Origin of the sequence: Oscillibacter valericigenes, from assembly GCF_016902445.1 — a bacterium.
Classification (GTDB): domain Bacteria; phylum Bacillota; class Clostridia; order Oscillospirales; family Oscillospiraceae; genus Oscillibacter; species Oscillibacter avistercoris.
In genome coordinates this window covers 1-18961 of record NZ_JACSNX010000022.1, presented here as the reverse complement: position 1 = coordinate 18961, position 18961 = coordinate 1, and the positions used below count along the sequence as shown (strand labels likewise).

Genomic DNA, 18961 nt, shown 5'->3' with positions numbered 1-18961 from the left:
CAGTCCGCGGCGGGAATTCTATTACTCGTCCAGCTTGAGCACCGCCAGAAATGCCTCTGTGGGGATCTGTACGCTTCCCAGAGAGCGCATCTTTTTCTTGCCCTCCTTCTGCTTTTCCAGCAGCTTCTTTTTGCGGGTGATGTCGCCGCCGTAGCACTTGGCCAGCACGTCCTTGCGCATGGCCTTCACGGTCTCCCGGGCGATGACCCGGCCGCCGATGGCCGCCTGGACCGGCACCTCGAACAGCTGCCGGGGGATGTTCTCCTTCAGCTTCTCACACAGCCGCCGGGCCCGGGGGTACGCCTTGTCCCTGTGGGCGATGAAGCTCAGGGCGTCCACCATCTCGCCGTTCAGCTTCAGGTCCACCTTCACCAGCTCGCTGGGCCGGTAGCCGGAGAGCTCATAGTCCAGAGAGGCGTAGCCCTTGGTGTTGGCCTTCAGGGCGTCGAAGAAGTCGTAGATGATCTCGTTCAGAGGCATCTGATAGTGGAGCTCCACCAGGTTGGTGTCCAGGTACTGCATGTCCTTGAACTCGCCCCGGCGGTCCTGGCACATGGGCATGATGTTGCCCACATACTCGTTGGGGGCGATGATGTTCACCTTGACATAGGGCTCCTCCGCGTGCTCGATCGCCGCCGGGTCCGGGTAGTTGTGGGGATTGTCAACCGTGACCATGGTGCCGTCGGTCTTGTACACGTGGTAGATGACGGAGGGCAGGGTCGTCACCAGGTCCAGGTCGAACTCCCGCTCCAGCCGCTCCTGGATCACCTCCATGTGGAGCATGCCCAAAAAGCCGCACCGGAAGCCGAAGCCCAGGGCCACAGAGCTCTCCGGCTCAAAGCTCAGGGAGGCGTCGTTCAGCTGGAGCTTCTCCAGGGCGTCCCGCAGGTCCGGGTACTTGGAGCCGTCCTCCGTGTAGATGCCGCAGTACACCATGGGCTGCACCGGCCGGTAGCCGGGCAGCGGCTCCGCTGTGGGAGCGGCTGCGTCGGTGACCGTGTCGCCCACCCGGGTATCCTTCACATTCTTGATAGAGGCGGTGAAGTAGCCCACCTCGCCGGCCTGGAGCTGATCGCAGGGCTCCATGCCCAGGGGCAGCAGGTGGCCGCACTCGATGACCTGGTAAGTGGCACCGGAGGCCATCATCTTCACCTGCTGGCCCGTGCGGATGCTGCCCTCCATGATGCGGAAGTAGACGATGACGCCGCGGTACGAGTCGTACTGGCTGTCAAAGATCAGGGCCTTCAGGGGCGCCTCCGGGTCCCCCTTGGGGGGCGGGACATTCTTCACGATGTCCTCCAGCACCGCCTCGATGTTGGTGCCCAGCTTGGCGGAGATCTCCGGCGCGTCCAGGGCCGGCAGGCCGATGATGTCCTCCACCTCCTGCTTGGCCTTGGCGGGGTCCGCCGCCGGCAGGTCGATCTTGTTGAACACCGGCAGGATCTCCAGGTCGTGTTCCATGGCCAGGTACGTGTTGGCCAGGGTCTGGGCCTCCACGCCCTGGGTGGAGTCCACCACCAGAACCGCGCCCTCGCAGGCGGCCAGGGAGCGGGAGACCTCGTAGTTGAAGTCCACATGGCCCGGGGTGTCGATGAGGTTCAGCTCATAGTCCTCCCCGTCCTGGGCATGGTAGGTCAGCCGGACGGCCCGGGCCTTGATGGTGATGCCCCGCTCCCGCTCCAGGTCCATGTTGTCCAGCAGCTGGCTCTCCATCTCCCGGGCGGAGACGGCGTTGCACTTCTCCAGCAGCCGGTCCGCCAGCGTGGACTTGCCGTGGTCAATATGGGCAATGATGCTGAAGTTTCGGATGTTGCTCTGCTTTGTCATATACGGTGTTCCTCCATCGGCAAGTCCACGCAAGGCCCGCCATGCGGGCCCGGCGCGGAGCGCCGTAAATTCAAATCATAAACGGGGACCCCGCAAATTTTTCGTTTTCGCGGGGACGCCGTCAGGCGGCGTGCTCGGCGTTCCACCGGGTCCAGAAGTCCTCGTCCCAGAACTTGTCGTAATCATAGTGTACCACAAATTCCCGCCAGCTGGCGAGCGTCTCTTCCAGATTTTCCTCCGTCAGCCGGCCCTCGTCCGCCCGGAGCATGGCGAGGATCTCCCGGCAGACTTCCCCGGAGTGGTGGATGTAGTCGCAGTAGTTGTCCAGATCCGTCACGATGTCCGCATCCATGAGGTATCCGTAGAGCCTCACATTGTCGTACTGCAGCAGCGTCTCCCCGGCCTGCCGGATGGCGGCGAGCACCGCATCCACCCGCCCCTCCCGGGTGACCTTGTCCCAGAAGAGCATGCTGTAGGGCGGCAGGAAGAAGTCAAACTCCGTCTCCGGATGCTCCCGAATCCATCCCTCCGCCACCGCCAGATTGGCGGCCACGTTGTCCTGATAGGTGTCAGAGGGCAGTTCCTCCCCTGCGATCTCCGGCCGGTCGTAGTTGGCCAGGGCGGACATGTGGTTCCACCATTGGTCTTTGTCCCAGGTGAACCCCTCGTCGATGGTGTCGCCCTCTCCCCAGCGGTTGGACAGCAGGGTGTAGGCGCTGTAGTACAGGGTATCTTTATTCAGGAGATACTGGATGTCATCCAGCGGATTGGCGTTGTAGAGGTACTCCGGCATGGCGGCGGTGACGCCGCTCTCGTCCCGGATCAGGGTGTTCACGTCCAGTCCGAAGATCACCCGCTCCGGGTCCTGAGCCCGGAAGAGGACGCCCAGCACCTGATCGAACTCACTGTAATACCCGTCCGGGATGGTGAGCCGCACGGCGGAAGTGCCGAAGGTCTCCTCGATCCAGCTGGCGCGGTAATTGGCCGCCATGGAGGTCCCCACCAGGACGGTGTCCGCCTCCACGTTCTTCGCCAGCCCTGCCATCTGGTACCGCTCGTTGAACAGCACTGGCTGCCACTGGTCCGGCACCCGGTAATACAGGCACGGATCCACCGCGTACACGACGGCTCCGCAGACCGCCAGCAGCGCGGCGAGACATGCCAGGAGGCCGCAGACCCAGCGTCGATATGCTTGCTTCATACGGTCCTCCTCAGAAATTGGAATAGATGAAGGTGGTGACGCCGGTGAAGGACAGCACGCACCACAGCGTCAGGATCACCAGTCCGGCCCCCCGCCAGACGGTGGGGCGGAAGTCCTCCATGCGGCGGATCACGTTCCGGGGCCAGAGGACGGCGAGCATGCCCGCCCCGTACAGCAGCACCACCCGCAGGATGTTCCGCCAGGGCCCCAGGGCCGGAAGCAGCATCTGCACGGCGCTGGCCTCCTCGGTGAACAGGCCTTCCAGCAGCCAGGCCTCCGGCTTGGCAAGGCCTCCGGTGACGGCCCGGGACAGCAGCTCCAGAGCCCCGGCGCAGTCCGGCGCCCGGAAGAACACCCAGGCGATGTTGACGAACAGGAACGTCAGCCCCCACCGCAGCAGGAGAGGCAGATGGTCCCGTCGCGTCCCCCAGGCCCGTTCGATGACCTGGGCCAGCCCGTGGAGGGCGCCCCACACCAGGAATGTCCAGCCAGCCCCGTGCCAGAAGCCGCTGACCAGGAAGATGATGAGAATGTTGCAGTACGTCCGGGCCGTTCCCCTGCGGCTGCCGCCCAGGGGGAAATACAGGCACTCCCGCAAGAAGGTGGTCAGGGTGATGTGCCACCGCTTCCAGAACTCCGTCACAGAGGCGCTGCGGTAGGGGGAGTCGAAGTTCACCGGCAGGCGGATGCCGAAGAGCCGGGCCACACCGGCGGCGATGTCGCAGTAGCCGGAGAAATCAAAGTACAGCTGGAGGGTATAGCCCAGGATCACAAGCCAGGCCGCCGGGGCGCTCAGCTCCCCCAGGCGGGTCCAGCCGTTGTTCACCACGGTGCCGAAGGAATCCGCCAGCAGCACCTTCTTGATGGTGCCGCAGCAGATGGCGTAGACGCCGGCCGCGGCATCAGACCAGTCCGGATGGAGAAAGGTCTCCCCCCGCAGCTGGGGAAAGAAGGTGTCCGGCCGCAGGATGGGGCCGGAGGTGACGGTGGGGAAAAACAGGCCGTAGAGCAGCAGCCGGTCCCCCGGTCCCGGGACATATTCCCCTGTGCAGACCTCCTTCAGCAGCCACAGCTGCTGGAAGGTGAAAAAGCTCAGGCCCAGAGGGGCCCAGCCCACCTCCACCGCGCCGCCGGTGAGGAATTCCGTGTACTTGAACCCCACCAGCACGGCGATGTGATAGACGCAGGCAAGGACCATCGTCCGGCGGCGGCTGCCGCCGGACCGGGCCATCCGGCGGATGGCCCACGATGTCACGCAGATGCCCAGCAGCAGGCAGGCAAGGCCGCCCAGCACCACCGCCGGTCCGCCCGGTCCCAGGAGGTAGAAGACGGCGGAGGCCGCCGTCAGCAGAGCGGCCCCGGCGCCGGAGCTGCGCCGCCCCACCGGCAGGCAGACTGCCAGGGCGACCGCCAAAAAGCCGAAAAAGGCCAGAGACTGAAAGCTCATCTGCTCTTCTCCGTCAGGGCGCTGAGGCGGGCGTCCGTTGTGCTCAGCACCTGGGTCAGGCTCTGGCACCGGCCGGGATAGGCGGCGGTCAGCGCCTCATTGGACAGGTCCGGGAACTCCGCCTTCTTCGCCGCCTGGGCCCGAAGGCTGCGGGTGTACTGGATCTCCGACAGCTTCATGTCCGCCTCTGCCGTGCCCATGGTGCAGGCGGCGGGGTCCAGGGAGAAGTACGCCTCATTGGCGCCGGCGGTCCGGTACAGGTGCCGGTACAGCTGGTACACGGCGCTGCCCAGATATCCGGCGGCGGCGTTGATGGCCCCCTTGTCGTTCAGCTTGCCCAGCAGGCCGAACAGCACGCCGATGGCGCCGGAGAGCAGCTTGCTCTGCAGCGTCGCCAGCACGCTGCCCTGGAGGATGTTCCCCGGCTCGGCGGCGTTCAGGATCTCCTGCTCCGTCAGCATGTTCCCCTCCCGGGACAGCGTGCGGCCCAGGATGAAGTCCGCGGAGACGTGGTAGTAGTCGCAGGCCTTCACCACGAAGGCCAGGCCCGGCTCCCGGATGCCGTTCTCATAATGGCTCAGCAACGCCTGGGAGATGCCCAGGTCCGCCGCCGCCGTGCGCTGGGAGACGCCCCGCTCCTGCCGCAGCAGGGACAGGGTACGGGAAAATTCAGTTGAGGAAGCCATCGTTTCTCTCTCCTTTGGTTTTTATACACGACGTATAGTTTAGCAAATACGATACAAATTGTAAAGAAAAAACGGGCCTGTCTGTCATTTTTTAAGGGACGGTACTGCCCTGCAGCACCGTCCCCTGTTCTCTCCGTCCCGCTCAGCCTCAGAACAGCCCCAGCTGTCCCAGCAGCAGGTCGCCGCCGATGGAGTGCAGCTGGCGGGCGTTTTCCTCCCAAAGCCGGTCCGCCGCCGCCATCTTCCGGATGATGTCCTGCACCGTGGCCTCCAGAGCAGAGCCCGCCCGGTAGTCCGCCGGGAAGATGAAGTCCACCCGCCCCTTGGCCAGCAGATCCTCCACGCCGGGGCGGTTGCTCTCCTGATACACGGCGATGGCCTGGCCGCCGTAGGCCCGCATCATCTTCATGCAGGGCACGTCGGAAAGGCCATCCCCCATGTAGATCATGTTGGGGAAGGGCACCCGCTTGCTGTCGTCGGGCATGGAGGCGTTCAGGTCCCGGTCATTGGACACGTCCAGGACCCCCTTGTTGATCCGGTAGACAAACTGGGTCTTGGCGGTGAAATTCACCGCCAGCTTGGGCCACACGGGGACGCCGTTCTCGTCATAGTAGAACTCGCTGGCGTAGATCTCCTTGAATTCCCCGCTGATGGAGGACCCCTCGATGATCTCCCGCAGGCCGGAGGAGATGATGTAGTGCTCCACCTGGACGCCCTGCCGGGCACCGAAGTCGTTGATCCGCCGGAACCAGTCCTCCACCCCGGGGAACAGCACGATGCTCCGGCCCTTCTCCACCAGGTCCGCCCGGGTGAAGGGCCGATCCCGCCGTTCCGCCTCCCGGATCATGGTGTACATATAGGCCAGGATCCCGTCCATCCGGTTCCGGTGGCCGAAGCCGTTGGCCTCCGCCCAGAACTCCGCGGGCGTCATCCCCAGGGAGGGGATGAAGGCGTAGTCCTGCATGTCGGTGGTGCACAGCGTCTTGTCGAAATCGTACAAAAAGGCCACGATGGGCTGCTGCTTCATGGCAGGTCCCTCCAATCAAAATCCCAGGAAGAAAAAAGCGGCTCCTGCGAGCCGCTTTTGCATTTTCAGTCTTCTCCGCCGGAGTAGTTGCGGCCGAACTTCAGGTCGCTGAGGTTGATGCGGCGGGTAGGCTCATCCACAGTGTCCGCGGCAAAGGGATCACCCTCCGGATAATCATCCTCTGCTGCAGGCGCCTCTTCTTCTGCCGTGGTCTCCTCTTCCTCCGCGCTCTCCTCTCCGAACGCGGCCATCACCTTTTCTTCGATCTGTTCCACCGTCTCCGCCGTCTCCGGCTGAGAAGGCGGGATCTCCGCCTCCACCGGCAGGGTGGGCAGCTGCTCTAGGAATTTCAGCTCCCGGTCGCACAGCTCCCGGGCGGCGGAGATGAACTTTGCCAGATCCATCTGGCCCTGACGCAGCCGCTCCTCGGCGGTCTCCACCTCCTGGCGCAGCTGGCCGATCTTCTCCCGGGCGCTGCTCTCCGCCTGGGCCAGGATCTCGTCCCGCTTGGCCTCCGCCTCGTGGACGATGGAGTCCGCCATCTTCTGGGCAGTCAGCAGCGTGGCGCGCATGGAGTCCTCCGTGGCGCGGTAGTCCTCCACCTTTTCCACCAGGACCTTCAGCTTGGCCTTCAGCGCGGCATTTTCCTTATAAAGCGCAGTGTAGTCGTCGGTGAGCTCATCCAGGAACTCATCGACCATGGCCATATTGTATCCGCCCATCACCGCCTTGGAAAAGGCGTGGGTGGAAACTTCCTGCGGTGTCAGCATAGTGCGATGTTACCCCCCTCGTCCGGCTCAGAAATAGAGACCGTTGTTTTCCAGCTCGTCGATCAGATCGCCTTCGATATCCACGTGATAGGGCGTGATGATGTAAGTATTGGCGGCCACCTTCTTGATCTTGCCCTCGCCGGCATAGGCCACGCCGGACAGGAAGTCGATCAGGCGCCGGGCGATGTCCTTGTTGGTGGACTCCAGGTTCAGCACCACGGTCCGCTTGTCCTTCAGATGATCAGCGATCTCGGAGGCGTTCTCGAACCGCTCCGGCTTCACCAGGACCACCTTCAGCTGGGTGGTGGCGTGGATGTTCACCACCTTGTTGCGGCGGTCCTCCACCTTCATCTTCCGGTCCTCAAAGGCGCTCTGCCGGGCCGGCTCTTCGAAGTCGTCGTACTCCTCGTCCTCATCCTCGTAGGGGTGGGTCCATTTCTTCAGTTCGTCCAATAAGCTCATAATAGCCTCCTGTCGGAGCCGCGCTCCGGTCTTTTCAGTTGTAATGGCGGGCGCCGAAAATCGCGCTGCCGACCCGCACCATGGTGGCACCGGCCCGGATCGCATCTTCGTAGTCGCCGCTCATGCCCATGGAAAGGTATTCTAATTCATTATGGAACAATTTCTTGTTCATGTCAACATAAAGTGCCTGAACTTCCTGAAAATACCGGAAATTGGCGTCCCGCTCCGCATCTGCCGGCGGGATCGTCATCAGTCCCCGCACCCGGACATGCGGCCGCTCCAGGGCGGTCTCTGCCCCGGCCAGCACGTCCTCCGGCGCAAAGCCGCTCTTGGCGGCCTCCCGGCCGATGTTGACCTCCAGCAGGATGTCCTGCACCAGGTCCCGGGCGGCGGCCACCTTCTCGATCTCGTCCAGCAGCTCCCGCGAGCCCACAGACTGGATCAGGGCCACATGGCCCACCACCTGCTTGACCTTGTTGCGCTGCAGGTGGCCGATGAAGTGCAGGGGCGCGCCGTCATAGGCGTGCTGCTCCAGCTTCTGCACCATCTCCTGCACCCGGTTCTCCCCCAGGGCGTCGATGCCGGCGGCAACGGCCTCCCGGCAGGCGGCGGCGTCGTTCATCTTGCTGGCGCCCACCAGCAGGATCTCCTTCGGATCCCGGCCGGCCTCCCGGGCCGCCGCAGCCATGTTCTCCCTGATCTTTGCAATGTTTTCCGCGATCGTCATCAGCGTTCCAATGCTCCTTCCCGTAATGCCGGCCCTGCCGGTCCTCTTTCTCAGTTTCCCATGATTTTTCCATCATACAGCTCATAGGCTGTGATGATCACTTCATCTCCGGCCCGCAGCCGGATCTCCTCCTGTGACTTGGTGACCTCCTCCGCAGTATCCAGCGTGGACCGGACCAGTGCAAAGTCCTCTCCGCTGTACAGCACGTCCACCGGTTTGAAGCGGGCCTCCATCCCCACGATGCAGTAAACGCCGGTCTCATTCACTGTGGATTCCGTGCCATCCTCGTCCGTGACGGTCCGCTCCCGCACCCGCACGGCCTCCTTGGGCACCCGGATGCCGGTATAGGTCTGCCGGATCACCTCGGCACTCTGCTGGCGCAGCAGCGTCAGGCCGGAGAGATACGTGTCTCCCCGGAACACCACAGCCACCCGGCCGTTTTCCGCCTCGCTGACATGGATCAGCTCCACGCTCAGATCCTGGCTCACGCCCTTGGCAAAGCGCAGCTTCAGCGTCCCGCTCTCCTCCAGGGTCTGCGCCTCGCTCTCCTCCACCACAGCCACATAATACCATGTGTCCCCCAGCACCAGCTTGCCGACGTTGTTCGGGAGGCCGCTCTCATCCGGCTCCAGCGCAGAGATCTGGCCGGGCGTCAGCTGTTCCACATTCTCCGGCGTCAGGATCGTTTCATAGCCGTCCACAACAGCGCTGTAGAGTCCGGATTCCGGGGCCGTGATCCGGCGGACAGAGCTGCCCGCCTGGGCCTGCAGGGTGTTCACCTGGCTCTGCAGCTCCGCCAGCCGCGCCGAGAGGTCCGCCGTATCTGAGTACGTGTAGTCCCGCTTCATCACCAGGCTGCGCAGCTCGTCGCCATAGTCCTCAGCGGTATCCAGCCGGTCCGCCGCCAGGGCGCCCCGGTAGTTCCGGATCGTCTGAAGGATCTGCGCATCCAGGCGCAGAGAGACCTCCGCCCCCAGTGCCGCCTCCTCCGCATACTGCAGCTGCTCGATCTGCGTCTGGAGAGACTGGATCTGCTGCTGCAGCTCCAGGGACGCCTGGTCCGCATAGACCAGGGCCACCACACCGCCGGCACTGACCCGCTCCCCCTCGGTCCGCTGCTGCTGCAGCAGGCCGCTGGTGTCGTCGGGCAGGACGGTCTCATCCCGCACCACATAGCCGGACAGCGCCGTGGACAGCTCCACTTCATATCGGTACGCCAGCGTCGTGGTCAGCGGGTCTCCAAAATACCGCACAGCCTGAATGGCAAAATAGGCCAGGACCCCCAACGTGACCAGCGCCAGCAATAATTTCGTTCCAAGCGTTCTCTCTTTCATGGATTACCTCGATCTGTCTCTCTGCCCCGACGGGCCCGGCAGCGGCCGGCCCCAGTCAGCGTTCCGCGCTGACCGGGGACCCCGGCTCTCCTTTTCATAGGCCGACGTGCGTGCGGCCCATGGAGCCGTTTTGCTCCGCAGGCCGCTTTCGCGGCGGCGCGCTCACGCCTGCGTGGCGGCCGGCTCCTCACGCTCCAGATCCACCGGCCGCACCGGCGCAATGGTGGAGATCGCGTGCTTGTAGATGATCTGCTGCCGGCCGTCGCTGTCCAGCACCACCACAAAGGCGTCAAAGCCCGTGATGGTGCCCCGCATTTGGAAGCCGTTCATCAGAAACATGGTGACGGGCAGCTTGTCCCGTCTGGCCCGGAGGAGAAACAGGTCCTGTAAGTTCGCTTTTGTCTGCATATATGTCCGCTCCTTTTTCTGTATGAGTCGGACGATGTCCCTGTCTCCCGTCCGCTCACCGCTAGGATACGCCAGCGGCGGTCAGGATTTCCGTCGAAACCTGGAGGGCCCGGGCAAAATCACGGTCTTTTTCCCACCAGATCCAGTGGATGTCCGGATTCCGCCGCAGCCAGGTCAGCTGGCGCTTGGCGTACTGCCGGGAGCGGAGCTTCACCTCTGCCACGGCCTCCTCCACGGCGGCGGTGCCGTCCAGGATCCCCAGGAACTCCTTGTACCCGATGGCCTGAAGGGCCGTGGCCTCCCGGGGCAGGCCGCTTTCCAGCAGCTGCCGGACCTCCTCCAGCAGGCCCGCGGCCACCATGGCGTCCACCCGGCGGTCGATGAGGGCCTTCATATCCGCCCGGTCCCGGAACTGCAGGCCGATCCAGACGGCGTCGTACCGGGGCGGCAGGGCTGCGGTCTCCGCATTGTGGGCGGAGATGGTCTTTCCCGTCTCCCGGTAGACCTCCAGCGCCCGGAGGATCCGCTTCTCGTCCGCCGGGTGCAGCCGCTGCGCCGCCTCCGGGTCCACCTGCCGCAGCTCCTCCAGGAGCGAGCCGATGCCCTCCCGGGCCAGCCGGTCCTGGAGCTCCTTTCGGACGGCACCGCCGGCGTGGCCGCCGGCAAAGGTCCGGCCCTGGACCACGGCATCCAGCCACAGCCCGGTGCCGCCCACCAGGATGGGCCGCTTCCCCCGGGCCAGAATATCGTCCACGATGGGGATGGCCGCCTGGGCATACCGGGCGGCGGACCACTGCTCCGCCGGATCCGCCACGGCGATCATGTGGTGGGGCACGCCCTCCATCTCCTCCGCCGTAGGGGCGGCGGTGCCGATGGTCATGCCTTTGTAGATCTGCATGGAGTCGGCGGAGACCACTTCCCCGTCATATCGCTTTGCCAGCAGGACCCCCAGCTTCGTCTTGCCGCAGGCCGTGGGGCCCACCACGCAGATGATCTTCTCCGGCATCGCCATCCCTCCTCTCGTCTTTTTTGTCTCTGGCGGTCTCTCAGAAGGTCTCCGCCAGCCGGCGGGCCTTTTCGCAGGCCTCCGCCAGAATCTCTTCCGTTTTAGCCGGGTCCAGATCCAGGCCGCCGGCGAACACGTAGTCGAACGCCGGGATGCCGAACATGGCGCACAGCTGCTTCCAGTGCAGGACGCCCAGACTCTCCGGCCGCTCCACGTCGCCGCCGGAGGTGAGGTACACCAGCTTCTCTGCCCGGCAGTCCCCGTGGCAGCCGTCCGCCTCGTAGTGATACGTCAGCCCGTTGGCGGAGATGTACTCGATATACGTCCGCAATGCCGCCGGGAAGGTCAGGTCCCAGAAGGGCGCCGCCACCACGACCCGGTCCGCCGCCCGGAACTGGCGGGCCAGGTCGAATACCGGCGCGTCAAAGCACCGGATGCCCGCCAGGGCGTCCCGGTCGTTCAGCATCTCCGGATCAAAGGGCTTCAGCGCCAGCAGCGCCTCCGGCGCCACGGTCTCCACCTCCGCCTCGGGATGAAGGTCCTTCCATGTTTCCAAAAACGCTTTCGCCAGCGCCAGGGTCCGGGACGCCTCTCCCCGCTGGCTGATGCAGCTGTTCACAAACAGCAGTTTCATGACAAATTACTCCTTTTCCTCCAAAACGGTCGTGATAATGGGCTTTCCCTCCCGATCCAGCAGCGGCGTCATCCCACCGGCCTCGCCGGAAGAGTGCCACAGATAATTGACTCCGGTCTCCCGGTCCACCCAGATCGCCGTGTTCTCAAAAACGCTGCTCTCCACATGGGTCTGTACGAATCGCTTCTCCTTCTTCGCCATACAAGAAACCTCCTGAAAACCCAAAAATCGTCCGCTATCCTCACAGGAAAAGGGGCTAGGGAAAAACCTGCGGTTTTTCCCAGTTCGTTCGCCAGCGGCGAACGAATAAATTGAAATCATTTTCGCCGCGGCGTGTACGTGGCGAAAATTCCTTGACCCGTGCGCCCTGGGCGCACACACCAGTGACCGACGTCACTGGTGTGGGGGGAGGTCGAGGGGGGACGCAGTCCCCCTTCGAAGTCTCACGCCCGCCGGAACATTTTCTCCAGCTCGTACTTCGTCAGCTTCACCGCCACCGGGCGGCCGTGGGGGCAGTATTTGACCTCCCCGCTCTGGACCCGGTCCACCAGCACCCGCAGCTCCGCCGGGTCGCTGACCCAGCCGCCCTTGATGGCCGCCTTGCAGGCCATGGTGTGCAGCAGATTCTCCCGCTTCTCATCCGGGGACCGGCCGGTCCGCAGGCACTCGGCGAACTCCTCCAGGGTGGACACCGTGTCGGCGGCGTCGATGTCCGCCGGCACCTCCCGCACCAGCAGGGCCCCGCCGCCGAAGTCCTCGCAGGCAAAGCCGAACTGCTCCAGCAGGGGCAGGTTCTCCAGCAGCAGCGCCCCGTCCTCCCGGCTCAGCTCCGCCGCGATGGGGGCCAGCAGCGTCTGCCGCATGGGGGGCTCCTGGGCATTTTTCAGCTTGTCGAAGTTGATCCGCTCGTGGGCGGCGTGCTTGTCGATGAGCCAGACGCAGCCGTCGGCGCTCTCACAGATGATGTAGGTCCGCAGCACCTCCCCGGCGATGCGCCAGGGGGCCTCCTTCGTCTCCAGGGCGGTCTGGCCCGGCAGGTTCTCCGTCAGCTTCAGCTGCTCCGGCGGGATGGCCGGCACAAAGGGCCGGGGGGCGGATCTTTGCGGAGCCGCCGTTTCCGCAGAGGCAGCTGCCGGTGCGGGAGCCGCGGGCTCCTCTGCCCGCCGCTCTGCCGCAGAAGCCGTCACGGAGACAGGCGGCTGTCCCAGAGCGCCCCGGTATGCGGGTGTCGGAGGCGTCTGCTGTTTCCCGGATGGTATCGTCACAGAGGACGGAGCCCGGCCCAGGGCACTCTGGGTCGCCGGACGGCTGGTCTGGTAAAAGGACGTCCGTCCGCTGTCCGCCACCTTGGCGGGGGCGCGCAGCTCCGTGTTCCAGGCGGGCCGGGCCGGCGCAGCCGGAGGCGCTGCGGGCTTTCCGCCGCCCTGGCGGAACGTCTTGGCGTCCATGGTCTGGAAGAAGTCCTGCCGGGAGGCCGCCGTCAGGGGCGGCTCCTTCGCCGGAACGGCAGCAGGGGCGCCGGTCCTGTCCAGGGCGTCCAGCACCGTGTGGTAGACGGCGTCGAACACGTCGTGCTCCCGGGCGAACTTCACCTGGGTCTTGGCCGGATGGACGTTCACGTCCACCGCCGTCACCGGCAGCGTCACAGACAGGACACAGCCCGGAAATTTCCCCTTCATGATCTGGTTGCGGTAGCCCTCCTCCAGCGCCGCCGTCAGCAGCTGGGATTTGATGAACCGGCCGTTGACGAAGAACACCTGCATGGACCGGGAGCCCCGGCCCATCAGCGGTGCGGTGACGAAGCCGGAGACGGAGATGTCTCCCCCGCTGCCGGACACCGGCACCAGCCCCCGGGCGAAGTCCCGGCCCAGGGCGGCGTAGATTGCGGATTCCAGCTTTCCGTCGCCGGGGGTCAGCAGGGCCTCCACCCCGTCCTTGATGAATTTGAAGGAGACGTCCGGGTGGGACAGGGCCAGGTGCTGCATCAGGCCGTTCACCGCCGCTGTCTCCGCGCTGTCCTTGCGCATGAACTTCAGCCGGGCGGGTGTATTGTAGAACAGGTCCCGGACCGTGATGGTGGTGCCCTCCGGCGCGCCGGCGGCCTCCACCGTCCCGGGCACGCCCCCCTCCAGGTGGAGGGACGCCCCCTCCGCCGCACCGGCCTGGCGGGTCAGGATGTCCACCCGGCTGACGGCGGAGATGGCGGCCAGAGCCTCGCCCCGGAACCCCAGGGTGCCGATCTTCCCCAGGTCCGCCTCCGTCCGCAGCTTGGAGGTGGCGTGGCGCAGGAAGGCGGTGGGCAGCTCGGCCGGGGCGATGCCGCAGCCGTTGTCCGTCACCCGGATCAGGCCCATGCCGCCCCGGCGGATCTCCACCACCACGGCGGTGGAGCCGGCGTCGATGGCGTTCTCCACCAGCTCCTTCACCACGCTGGCGGGCCGTTCCACCACTTCACCGGCGGCGATCAGGTCCGCCACATGGGAATCCAGTTGTTGAATGTGAGGCATAGCGCGTTCCTTTCTAAGCTCAAAGCAGCAGCACAGCGACGACGGGGATGGTCAGGATCGAGGCGATGGTGGTCAAGAATGTGATCTGTGCCATGGAATCTGTGTCCCCGCCGTACTCCATGCTCAGCAGCGTCCCGTTCACTGCCACCGGCATGGCCATCTGGGAGATGGCGATCCCCACGACCATCGCATCGAATCCGAAGGGGCGCAGGATCAGGCACAGCACCACCGGCAGCACCAGCAGGCGGACCACCGTCAGCACCCACAGCTTGGGGGAGCGGAAGACCTGGCCGGGAGACATGCCCGCCAGCAGGGATCCCACTACCAGCAGGGACAGCGGTACGGTGATGTCGCCCACAAAGTCCAGCATCTCCCCCACCAGAGCCGGCGGCCGCAGACGGGTCAGCGCCAGCACCAGGCCCAGGACAGAGGCCACGATGCAGGGGGAGACCAGCTGCTTCCACCGGAATCGGGCCGCGCCGGCCAGCAGCAGCGGCCCCAGGCTGAAGGACAGCAGGTTGAAGGGAAGTGCCAGAACAGCGGCGTAGAACAGGGCGCCGTCCCCAAACAGGGCCACCGCCACAGGGTAGCCGATGAACCCCACATTGGGGAAGGCCAGCGCATACCGCCACACGCCCTTCTCTCCCCGGCTGCCCGGCAGCAGGCGCGGCACCACCAGCGCAAATACCGCCTCCAGCAGGTAGAACACCACGCCCACTTCCAGAATGGAGAGAATGGTCCCCAGGCCCGGCAGCTCCTCACCGGTGACCACTGCAGCCACGATCATGGCCGGCATGGTGATGTTCAGCAGCAGCTTGGAGATCTTCTGATCCGTCTCCCCGCCCAGGTAGCCCAGCCGGTTGGCGCCATAGCCTGCCGCGATGGCGAACAGGATCACCAGCATCTCTCCGAATACGTCCCAAAAATTCATTCCGTCTGTCTCTCTCCCCGTCGTCTTCTTGTTGTTCTCTCAGGCCACCAGCGTCCAGGCGGAGAGGGCGTTGGCCGCCGCGTGGAGGCCGATGGACGTCCACAGCGTCCCCGTCCGGTCATAGACCCAGGCCAGCACCAGCCCCGGCACCAGATACTGGAGCATCAGCAGAAAATAGGTGATGTCCCGGTTCACCACCGCGAACTGCCACACGTGCAGCAGGGCGAACAGCAAACAGCTCACCAGATATCCCACAGCCGCGCTCTTGCGCCGGAGATTGCCGAACACCAGCCCCCGGAACAGCACCTCCTCCACAAAGGGCGCCAGAAAGACGACGATCAGCAGCGTCATGTGGGGGGCGTCCTCGATCTGGGCGGAGATGGTGGTGTCGTTCAGATTGGTCTGGTTGGAGACCACCAGCCGGGTCAGCCGGAACACCAGTTCGTTCAGGCCGTACAGGGCCACCAGACCGACGGCCATATACTTACAGGCCCCGCCCAGGTTGTCTGCAAAATTCCGGGACGTCCGCCCCAGAAAACCGTGGAAGATGATGATGGTGGCAGCGAACAGGATGTAATAATAGAGGATGTTCTGCAGCCCGGCGCTGATGGTCACCCCCAGCAGCCCGCCGATCATACGGAACAGGGGCGCGGTGACAAAGGGCAGCACCAGCAGGTAGATGACAAAGAGCACCGTGCCCGCGATCTGTTCTCCCGCCGACATATAGGCGGCGCTCTTTTTTCTCGGCATCTCGTTTCCTCCCGATGGTCACTTCAGCTTTTGCTTCCACTCATAAATCAGGTTCATGGCCTCTAGCGGCGTCAGCGTCTCCACCTGGCAGCGGCGGAGGGCGTCTAGGACCTCCCCCTCGCCGATGGCGGTGAGGGACACCTGATCCTCTTCCTTCCGGGCGGCCACGTACTGGACGCCGTTCTCCTCCTCCAGCTCCTTCAGGACCGTCTTGGCCCGCTGGACCACCTTGTCCGGCAGCCCCGCCAGCTTGGCCACCTCGATGCCGTAGCTGCGGTCCGCCCCGCCGGGGAGGATCTTCCGCAGGAAGATGATGTCCTCTCCCCGGGTCTTGACGGCGATGTTGTAGTTCACGGTGCCGGGCAGGGTGTTCTCCAGCTCCGTCAGCTCGTGGTAGTGGGTGGCAAAGAGGGTCTTGGCCCCCAGCAGCTTCTTGTCCGCGCAGTACTCCAGCACCGCCCGGGCGATGGACATGCCGTCAAAGGTGCTGGTGCCCCGGCCGATCTCATCCAGGATCAGCAGGGAGTGCTTCGTGGCATGGCGCAGGATGTCCGCCACCTCCGTCATCTCCACCATGAAGGTGGACTGGCCGGCGGACAGGTCGTCGCTGGCGCCGATGCGGGTGAAGATCCGGTCCACCACGCCGATGCGGGCGCTGGCCGCCGGGACGAAGGCGCCCATCTGGGCCATCAGCACGATCAGGGCCACCTGGCGCATATAGGTGGACTTGCCCGCCATATTGGGGCCGGTGATGATGGCCACCCGGTCCTCCTTTTCCCCCATGAACGTGTCGTTGGGGACGAAGAGGCTGTCCTTCAGCATCTGCTCCACCACCGGGTGGCGGCCGTCGCGGATCTCGATGACGCCGGACTCGTCCACCGTGGGGCGGCAGTAGTGGTTCCGCACCGCCACGGCGGCAAAGGACACCAGGGCGTCCAGCTCCGCCACCGCCGCGGCGGTCCGCTGGATGCGGGCGCTCTGGGCGGAGATGGCCTGCCGCAGCTGGGTAAACAGCTCGTACTCCAGGGCCACCACCCGGTCCGAGGCGGTGAGGATCTCATGCTCCAGGTCCTTCAGCTCCTGGGTGATGTACCGCTCGCCGTTCACCAGCGTCTGCTTGCGGATGTAGGTGTCCGGCACCTGGTCCTTAAAGGAGTTGGATACCTCGATGTAGTACCCGAACACCTTGTTGTAGCCGATCTTCAGGGTCCGGATGCCCGTTTTCTCCTTCTCTTTGGCCTCGATCTCCGCCAGGACGCCCTTGCCGCCGTTCATGATGCGGCGCAGGCGGTCCACTTCCCCGTTGTAGCCGTCCCGGATGAAGCCGCCCTCCCGGACGGAGAACGGCGGCTCGTCGCAGATGGCGGCGCCGATGTGTTCCCCGATCTCCGTCAGGTCCTCCAGCTCCCCGGCCAGCTCCGCCAGCCGGCCGCCGGAAAAGGCCGTCAGCTGTTCCCGCAGGGCCGGCAGCCGTTCAATGGCGGCCCGGAGGGACACCATGTCCCGCCCGCCGGCGGTGCCGTAGACGATGCGGCCGATGAGCCGCTCCATGTCCCCCAGTCCCGTCAGGGCGGCGGTGAGCTCTTCCCTGGCAATGGTATTCTCCACCAGGGCGGCCACGGCGGCGTTGCGCTTGACGATGGCGGTGACGCTCAGCAGCGGCCGCTCCAGCCAGCTGCGGAGCATCCGGCCCCCCATGGGGGTCCTGGTCTTGTCCAGCACCCACAGGAGCGAGCCCTTCTTCTCCCGGTCCCGGAGGGTCTCCGTCAGCTCCAGATTCCGCCGGGCGGTGAGATCCAGCTCCATGAACCGGCCCTGCTCGTAGTAGTCCAGGTCGTTGATGTGGGAGAGGTCCGTCTTCTGGGTCTCGTACAGATAGTGGAGCAGCCCGCCCAGAGCCATGGCCGCCGCAGGGTTGGTCCTGGGCAGGCGGTCGAATGCCTCCTCTCCAAACTGGCGGCGGATGTTCTTCTCCGCCTCCGTCAGGCGGAAGCGGCCCTCGCCGCCGTTCTCCACCCGGCAGCGGAATTTCTCCGTCAGCGTGTCGGTGAGGGCCTTTTCCGAATAGGCCCCGTCGTTCACCACCGCCTCCGCCGGGGAGAAGCGGCCCAGCTCGTTGATGACGTGCTCCACCCGCTCCGGCCCGTCGAAGGCCGTCAGGTGGGTCTTGCCGGTGGAGATGTCGCAGAAGGCCGCGCCGGCGTTCTGGCTGTCGATATAGATGCCGCAGAGGAAGTTGGAGGACTTGTCCTCCAGGCAGGCGGCGTCGATGACCGTGCCGGGGGTCACCACCCGGATGATGTCCCGCTTCACCAGCCCCTTGGCCGTTGCCGGGTCCTCCATCTGCTCGCAGATGGCCACCTTGTAGCCCTTGGCGATGAGCCGGGCGATGTAGGCCTCGCTGGCATGGTAGGGGATGCCGCACATGGGCACCCGCTCCTCCTCGGGCTTGGCGTGCTTGCCGTGGTCCCGGGAGGTGAGGGTCAGATCCAGCTCCCGGGAGGCCAGCTTGGCGTCGTCGGCGAACATCTCGTAGAAGTCGCCCAGGCGGAAGAACAGGATGGAGTCCGGGTTGTCCTTCTTGATCTCCAGGTACTGCTTCATCATGGGGGTCAGTTCGGCCAAAAGGGGTCACCTCTTTTATCTTTCTATCGAAGGATGTTGAATTTGGGGTTATGGGAGTGCGTCCCATTGGACGCGGGGAAACAGCCATGCTGATGGCTGGGCAGATGCGCCCCCCATTTTCTTTTTGAGACATCAAAAAGAAAATGCGTCGCGCCCGGTGGAAAAGAAAAAATGTTCGGCGGGTCGGTCTGCGCCAGCGCAGACCTCCTACCGCCGGCGGGGGAAGGTTGACTGTCCCTTGCGGCAGTCAGGGACGGAAACGCGCTGTCCTTGGGGAAACCTTTGGCCCGGGGAGGTCTGGGATACATGCTGCGCCGATTTTCGCTGCCGCTGGCCGGTTGTTGATGAAGGCTTCAGCATAGGACAACGCAACAGCTCCTACGCCCGCCGGGGGAGCGCGTAGCGAAGCGGAACGCGCGGAAAGAGAAGCTTGTCAAATGCGTCCTTGCACCCCGACGCAAGACGCACCATCCGCCACGGGACGGCAGTATCGACCTCGTAGAAGAGTCTAGCGTGCCCGAAGGTCAGGCAAAATCGGAGCAGGCACCACTACGCCGACTCCCGTGCGCACGGAGGGCCACTGCACCGGAGTGCGCCCAAGCGCCCTTTTCTTTTGGAC

17 protein-coding genes are annotated in these 18961 nt (G+C 64.8%); all 17 read right to left on the bottom strand.

The features are described 5' to 3' along the window. Nucleotides 1–21 precede the first annotated feature (21 nt). Nucleotides 22–1827, bottom strand: coding sequence for a translation elongation factor 4 (gene lepA, locus H9X91_RS11605; protein ID WP_204805242.1), 1806 nt, complete (start codon nucleotides 1825–1827; stop codon nucleotides 22–24). 121 nt (nucleotides 1828–1948) lie between these two features. Then, nucleotides 1949–3028 carry a hypothetical protein gene (locus H9X91_RS11600; protein ID WP_204805240.1) on the bottom strand — a complete coding sequence of 360 codons (1080 nt, stop codon included), beginning with the start codon at nucleotides 3026–3028 and terminating at the stop codon, nucleotides 1949–1951. A 10-nt stretch (nucleotides 3029–3038) separates the two neighbouring features. After that, a complete protein-coding gene (locus tag H9X91_RS11595) occupies nucleotides 3039–4475 on the bottom strand; it encodes an MBOAT family O-acyltransferase (RefSeq protein ID WP_204805238.1) in 1437 nt (478 codons plus the stop codon). Continuing rightward, the gene (locus tag H9X91_RS11590; RefSeq protein WP_204805236.1) at nucleotides 4472–5161 is read right to left on the bottom strand and encodes a helix-turn-helix domain-containing protein; all 690 of its coding nucleotides are present in this window, start codon (nucleotides 5159–5161) and stop codon (nucleotides 4472–4474) included. Before H9X91_RS11590 ends, H9X91_RS11595 begins: the two co-directional genes overlap by 4 nt. A 148-nt stretch (nucleotides 5162–5309) precedes the next feature. Further along, complete coding sequence (locus H9X91_RS11585) at nucleotides 5310–6188, bottom strand: HAD family hydrolase (protein ID WP_204805234.1); 879 nt, start codon at nucleotides 6186–6188, stop codon at nucleotides 5310–5312. Between the two features lie 65 nt (nucleotides 6189–6253). After that, nucleotides 6254–6958, bottom strand: coding sequence for a DivIVA domain-containing protein (locus H9X91_RS11580; RefSeq protein WP_204805232.1), 705 nt, complete (start codon nucleotides 6956–6958; stop codon nucleotides 6254–6256). Nucleotides 6959–6985: 27 nt separating this feature from the next. Further along, nucleotides 6986–7420, bottom strand: a complete 435-nt coding sequence (locus tag H9X91_RS11575; protein ID WP_204805230.1) for a cell division protein SepF — start codon at nucleotides 7418–7420, stop codon at nucleotides 6986–6988. Nucleotides 7421–7454: 34 nt separating this feature from the next. After that, the gene (locus H9X91_RS11570) at nucleotides 7455–8147 is read right to left on the bottom strand and encodes a YggS family pyridoxal phosphate-dependent enzyme (protein ID WP_204805228.1); all 693 of its coding nucleotides are present in this window, start codon (nucleotides 8145–8147) and stop codon (nucleotides 7455–7457) included. A 50-nt stretch (nucleotides 8148–8197) separates the two neighbouring features. Further along, on the bottom strand, nucleotides 8198–9481 hold the full coding sequence (locus H9X91_RS11565; protein WP_204805226.1) for a biotin/lipoyl attachment domain-containing protein: 1284 nt from the start codon (nucleotides 9479–9481) through the stop codon (nucleotides 8198–8200). Between the two features lie 162 nt (nucleotides 9482–9643). Then, on the bottom strand, nucleotides 9644–9889 hold the full coding sequence (gene hfq, locus H9X91_RS11560; protein WP_204805224.1) for an RNA chaperone Hfq: 246 nt from the start codon (nucleotides 9887–9889) through the stop codon (nucleotides 9644–9646). Nucleotides 9890–9950: 61 nt separating this feature from the next. Continuing rightward, nucleotides 9951–10895, bottom strand: coding sequence for a tRNA (adenosine(37)-N6)-dimethylallyltransferase MiaA (miaA, locus tag H9X91_RS11555; protein WP_204805223.1), 945 nt, complete (start codon nucleotides 10893–10895; stop codon nucleotides 9951–9953). A 40-nt stretch (nucleotides 10896–10935) separates the two neighbouring features. Further along, nucleotides 10936–11529, bottom strand: coding sequence for an NAD(P)H-dependent oxidoreductase (locus tag H9X91_RS11550; RefSeq protein WP_204805221.1), 594 nt, complete (start codon nucleotides 11527–11529; stop codon nucleotides 10936–10938). 6 nt (nucleotides 11530–11535) lie between these two features. Continuing rightward, nucleotides 11536–11730, bottom strand: a complete 195-nt coding sequence (locus H9X91_RS11545) for a DUF6440 family protein (protein ID WP_204805218.1) — start codon at nucleotides 11728–11730, stop codon at nucleotides 11536–11538. Between the two features lie 242 nt (nucleotides 11731–11972). Continuing rightward, nucleotides 11973–14036 (bottom strand): DNA mismatch repair endonuclease MutL, encoded by a 2064-nt coding sequence (gene mutL, locus H9X91_RS11540; protein WP_204805217.1) that lies wholly within the window; start codon nucleotides 14034–14036, stop codon nucleotides 11973–11975. Between the two features lie 19 nt (nucleotides 14037–14055). After that, nucleotides 14056–14967, bottom strand: a complete 912-nt coding sequence (locus H9X91_RS11535; RefSeq protein WP_204805216.1) for an AEC family transporter — start codon at nucleotides 14965–14967, stop codon at nucleotides 14056–14058. Nucleotides 14968–15006: 39 nt separating this feature from the next. Beyond that, complete coding sequence (locus H9X91_RS11530; protein ID WP_204805215.1) at nucleotides 15007–15717, bottom strand: CPBP family intramembrane glutamic endopeptidase; 711 nt, start codon at nucleotides 15715–15717, stop codon at nucleotides 15007–15009. An 18-nt stretch (nucleotides 15718–15735) separates the two neighbouring features. Beyond that, nucleotides 15736–18342, bottom strand: coding sequence for a DNA mismatch repair protein MutS (gene mutS, locus H9X91_RS11525; RefSeq protein WP_204805214.1), 2607 nt, complete (start codon nucleotides 18340–18342; stop codon nucleotides 15736–15738). Between the last annotated feature and the right edge of the window lie 619 nt (nucleotides 18343–18961).

Coding starts and splice junctions, on each gene's coding strand:
- lepA (WP_204805242.1), bottom strand. CDS start 1,827: ATGACAAAGCAGAGCAACATCCGAAACTTCAGCATCATTGCCCATATT.
- H9X91_RS11600 (WP_204805240.1), bottom strand. CDS start 3,028: ATGAAGCAAGCATATCGACGCTGGGTCTGCGGCCTCCTGGCATGTCTC.
- H9X91_RS11595 (WP_204805238.1), bottom strand. CDS start 4,475: ATGAGCTTTCAGTCTCTGGCCTTTTTCGGCTTTTTGGCGGTCGCCCTG.
- H9X91_RS11590 (WP_204805236.1), bottom strand. CDS start 5,161: ATGGCTTCCTCAACTGAATTTTCCCGTACCCTGTCCCTGCTGCGGCAG.
- H9X91_RS11585 (WP_204805234.1), bottom strand. CDS start 6,188: ATGAAGCAGCAGCCCATCGTGGCCTTTTTGTACGATTTCGACAAGACG.
- H9X91_RS11580 (WP_204805232.1), bottom strand. CDS start 6,958: ATGCTGACACCGCAGGAAGTTTCCACCCACGCCTTTTCCAAGGCGGTG.
- H9X91_RS11575 (WP_204805230.1), bottom strand. CDS start 7,420: ATGAGCTTATTGGACGAACTGAAGAAATGGACCCACCCCTACGAGGAT.
- H9X91_RS11570 (WP_204805228.1), bottom strand. CDS start 8,147: ATGACGATCGCGGAAAACATTGCAAAGATCAGGGAGAACATGGCTGCG.
- H9X91_RS11565 (WP_204805226.1), bottom strand. CDS start 9,481: ATGAAAGAGAGAACGCTTGGAACGAAATTATTGCTGGCGCTGGTCACG.
- hfq (WP_204805224.1), bottom strand. CDS start 9,889: ATGCAGACAAAAGCGAACTTACAGGACCTGTTTCTCCTCCGGGCCAGA.
- miaA (WP_204805223.1), bottom strand. CDS start 10,895: ATGCCGGAGAAGATCATCTGCGTGGTGGGCCCCACGGCCTGCGGCAAG.
- H9X91_RS11550 (WP_204805221.1), bottom strand. CDS start 11,529: ATGAAACTGCTGTTTGTGAACAGCTGCATCAGCCAGCGGGGAGAGGCG.
- H9X91_RS11545 (WP_204805218.1), bottom strand. CDS start 11,730: ATGGCGAAGAAGGAGAAGCGATTCGTACAGACCCATGTGGAGAGCAGC.
- mutL (WP_204805217.1), bottom strand. CDS start 14,036: ATGCCTCACATTCAACAACTGGATTCCCATGTGGCGGACCTGATCGCC.
- H9X91_RS11535 (WP_204805216.1), bottom strand. CDS start 14,967: ATGAATTTTTGGGACGTATTCGGAGAGATGCTGGTGATCCTGTTCGCC.
- H9X91_RS11530 (WP_204805215.1), bottom strand. CDS start 15,717: ATGCCGAGAAAAAAGAGCGCCGCCTATATGTCGGCGGGAGAACAGATC.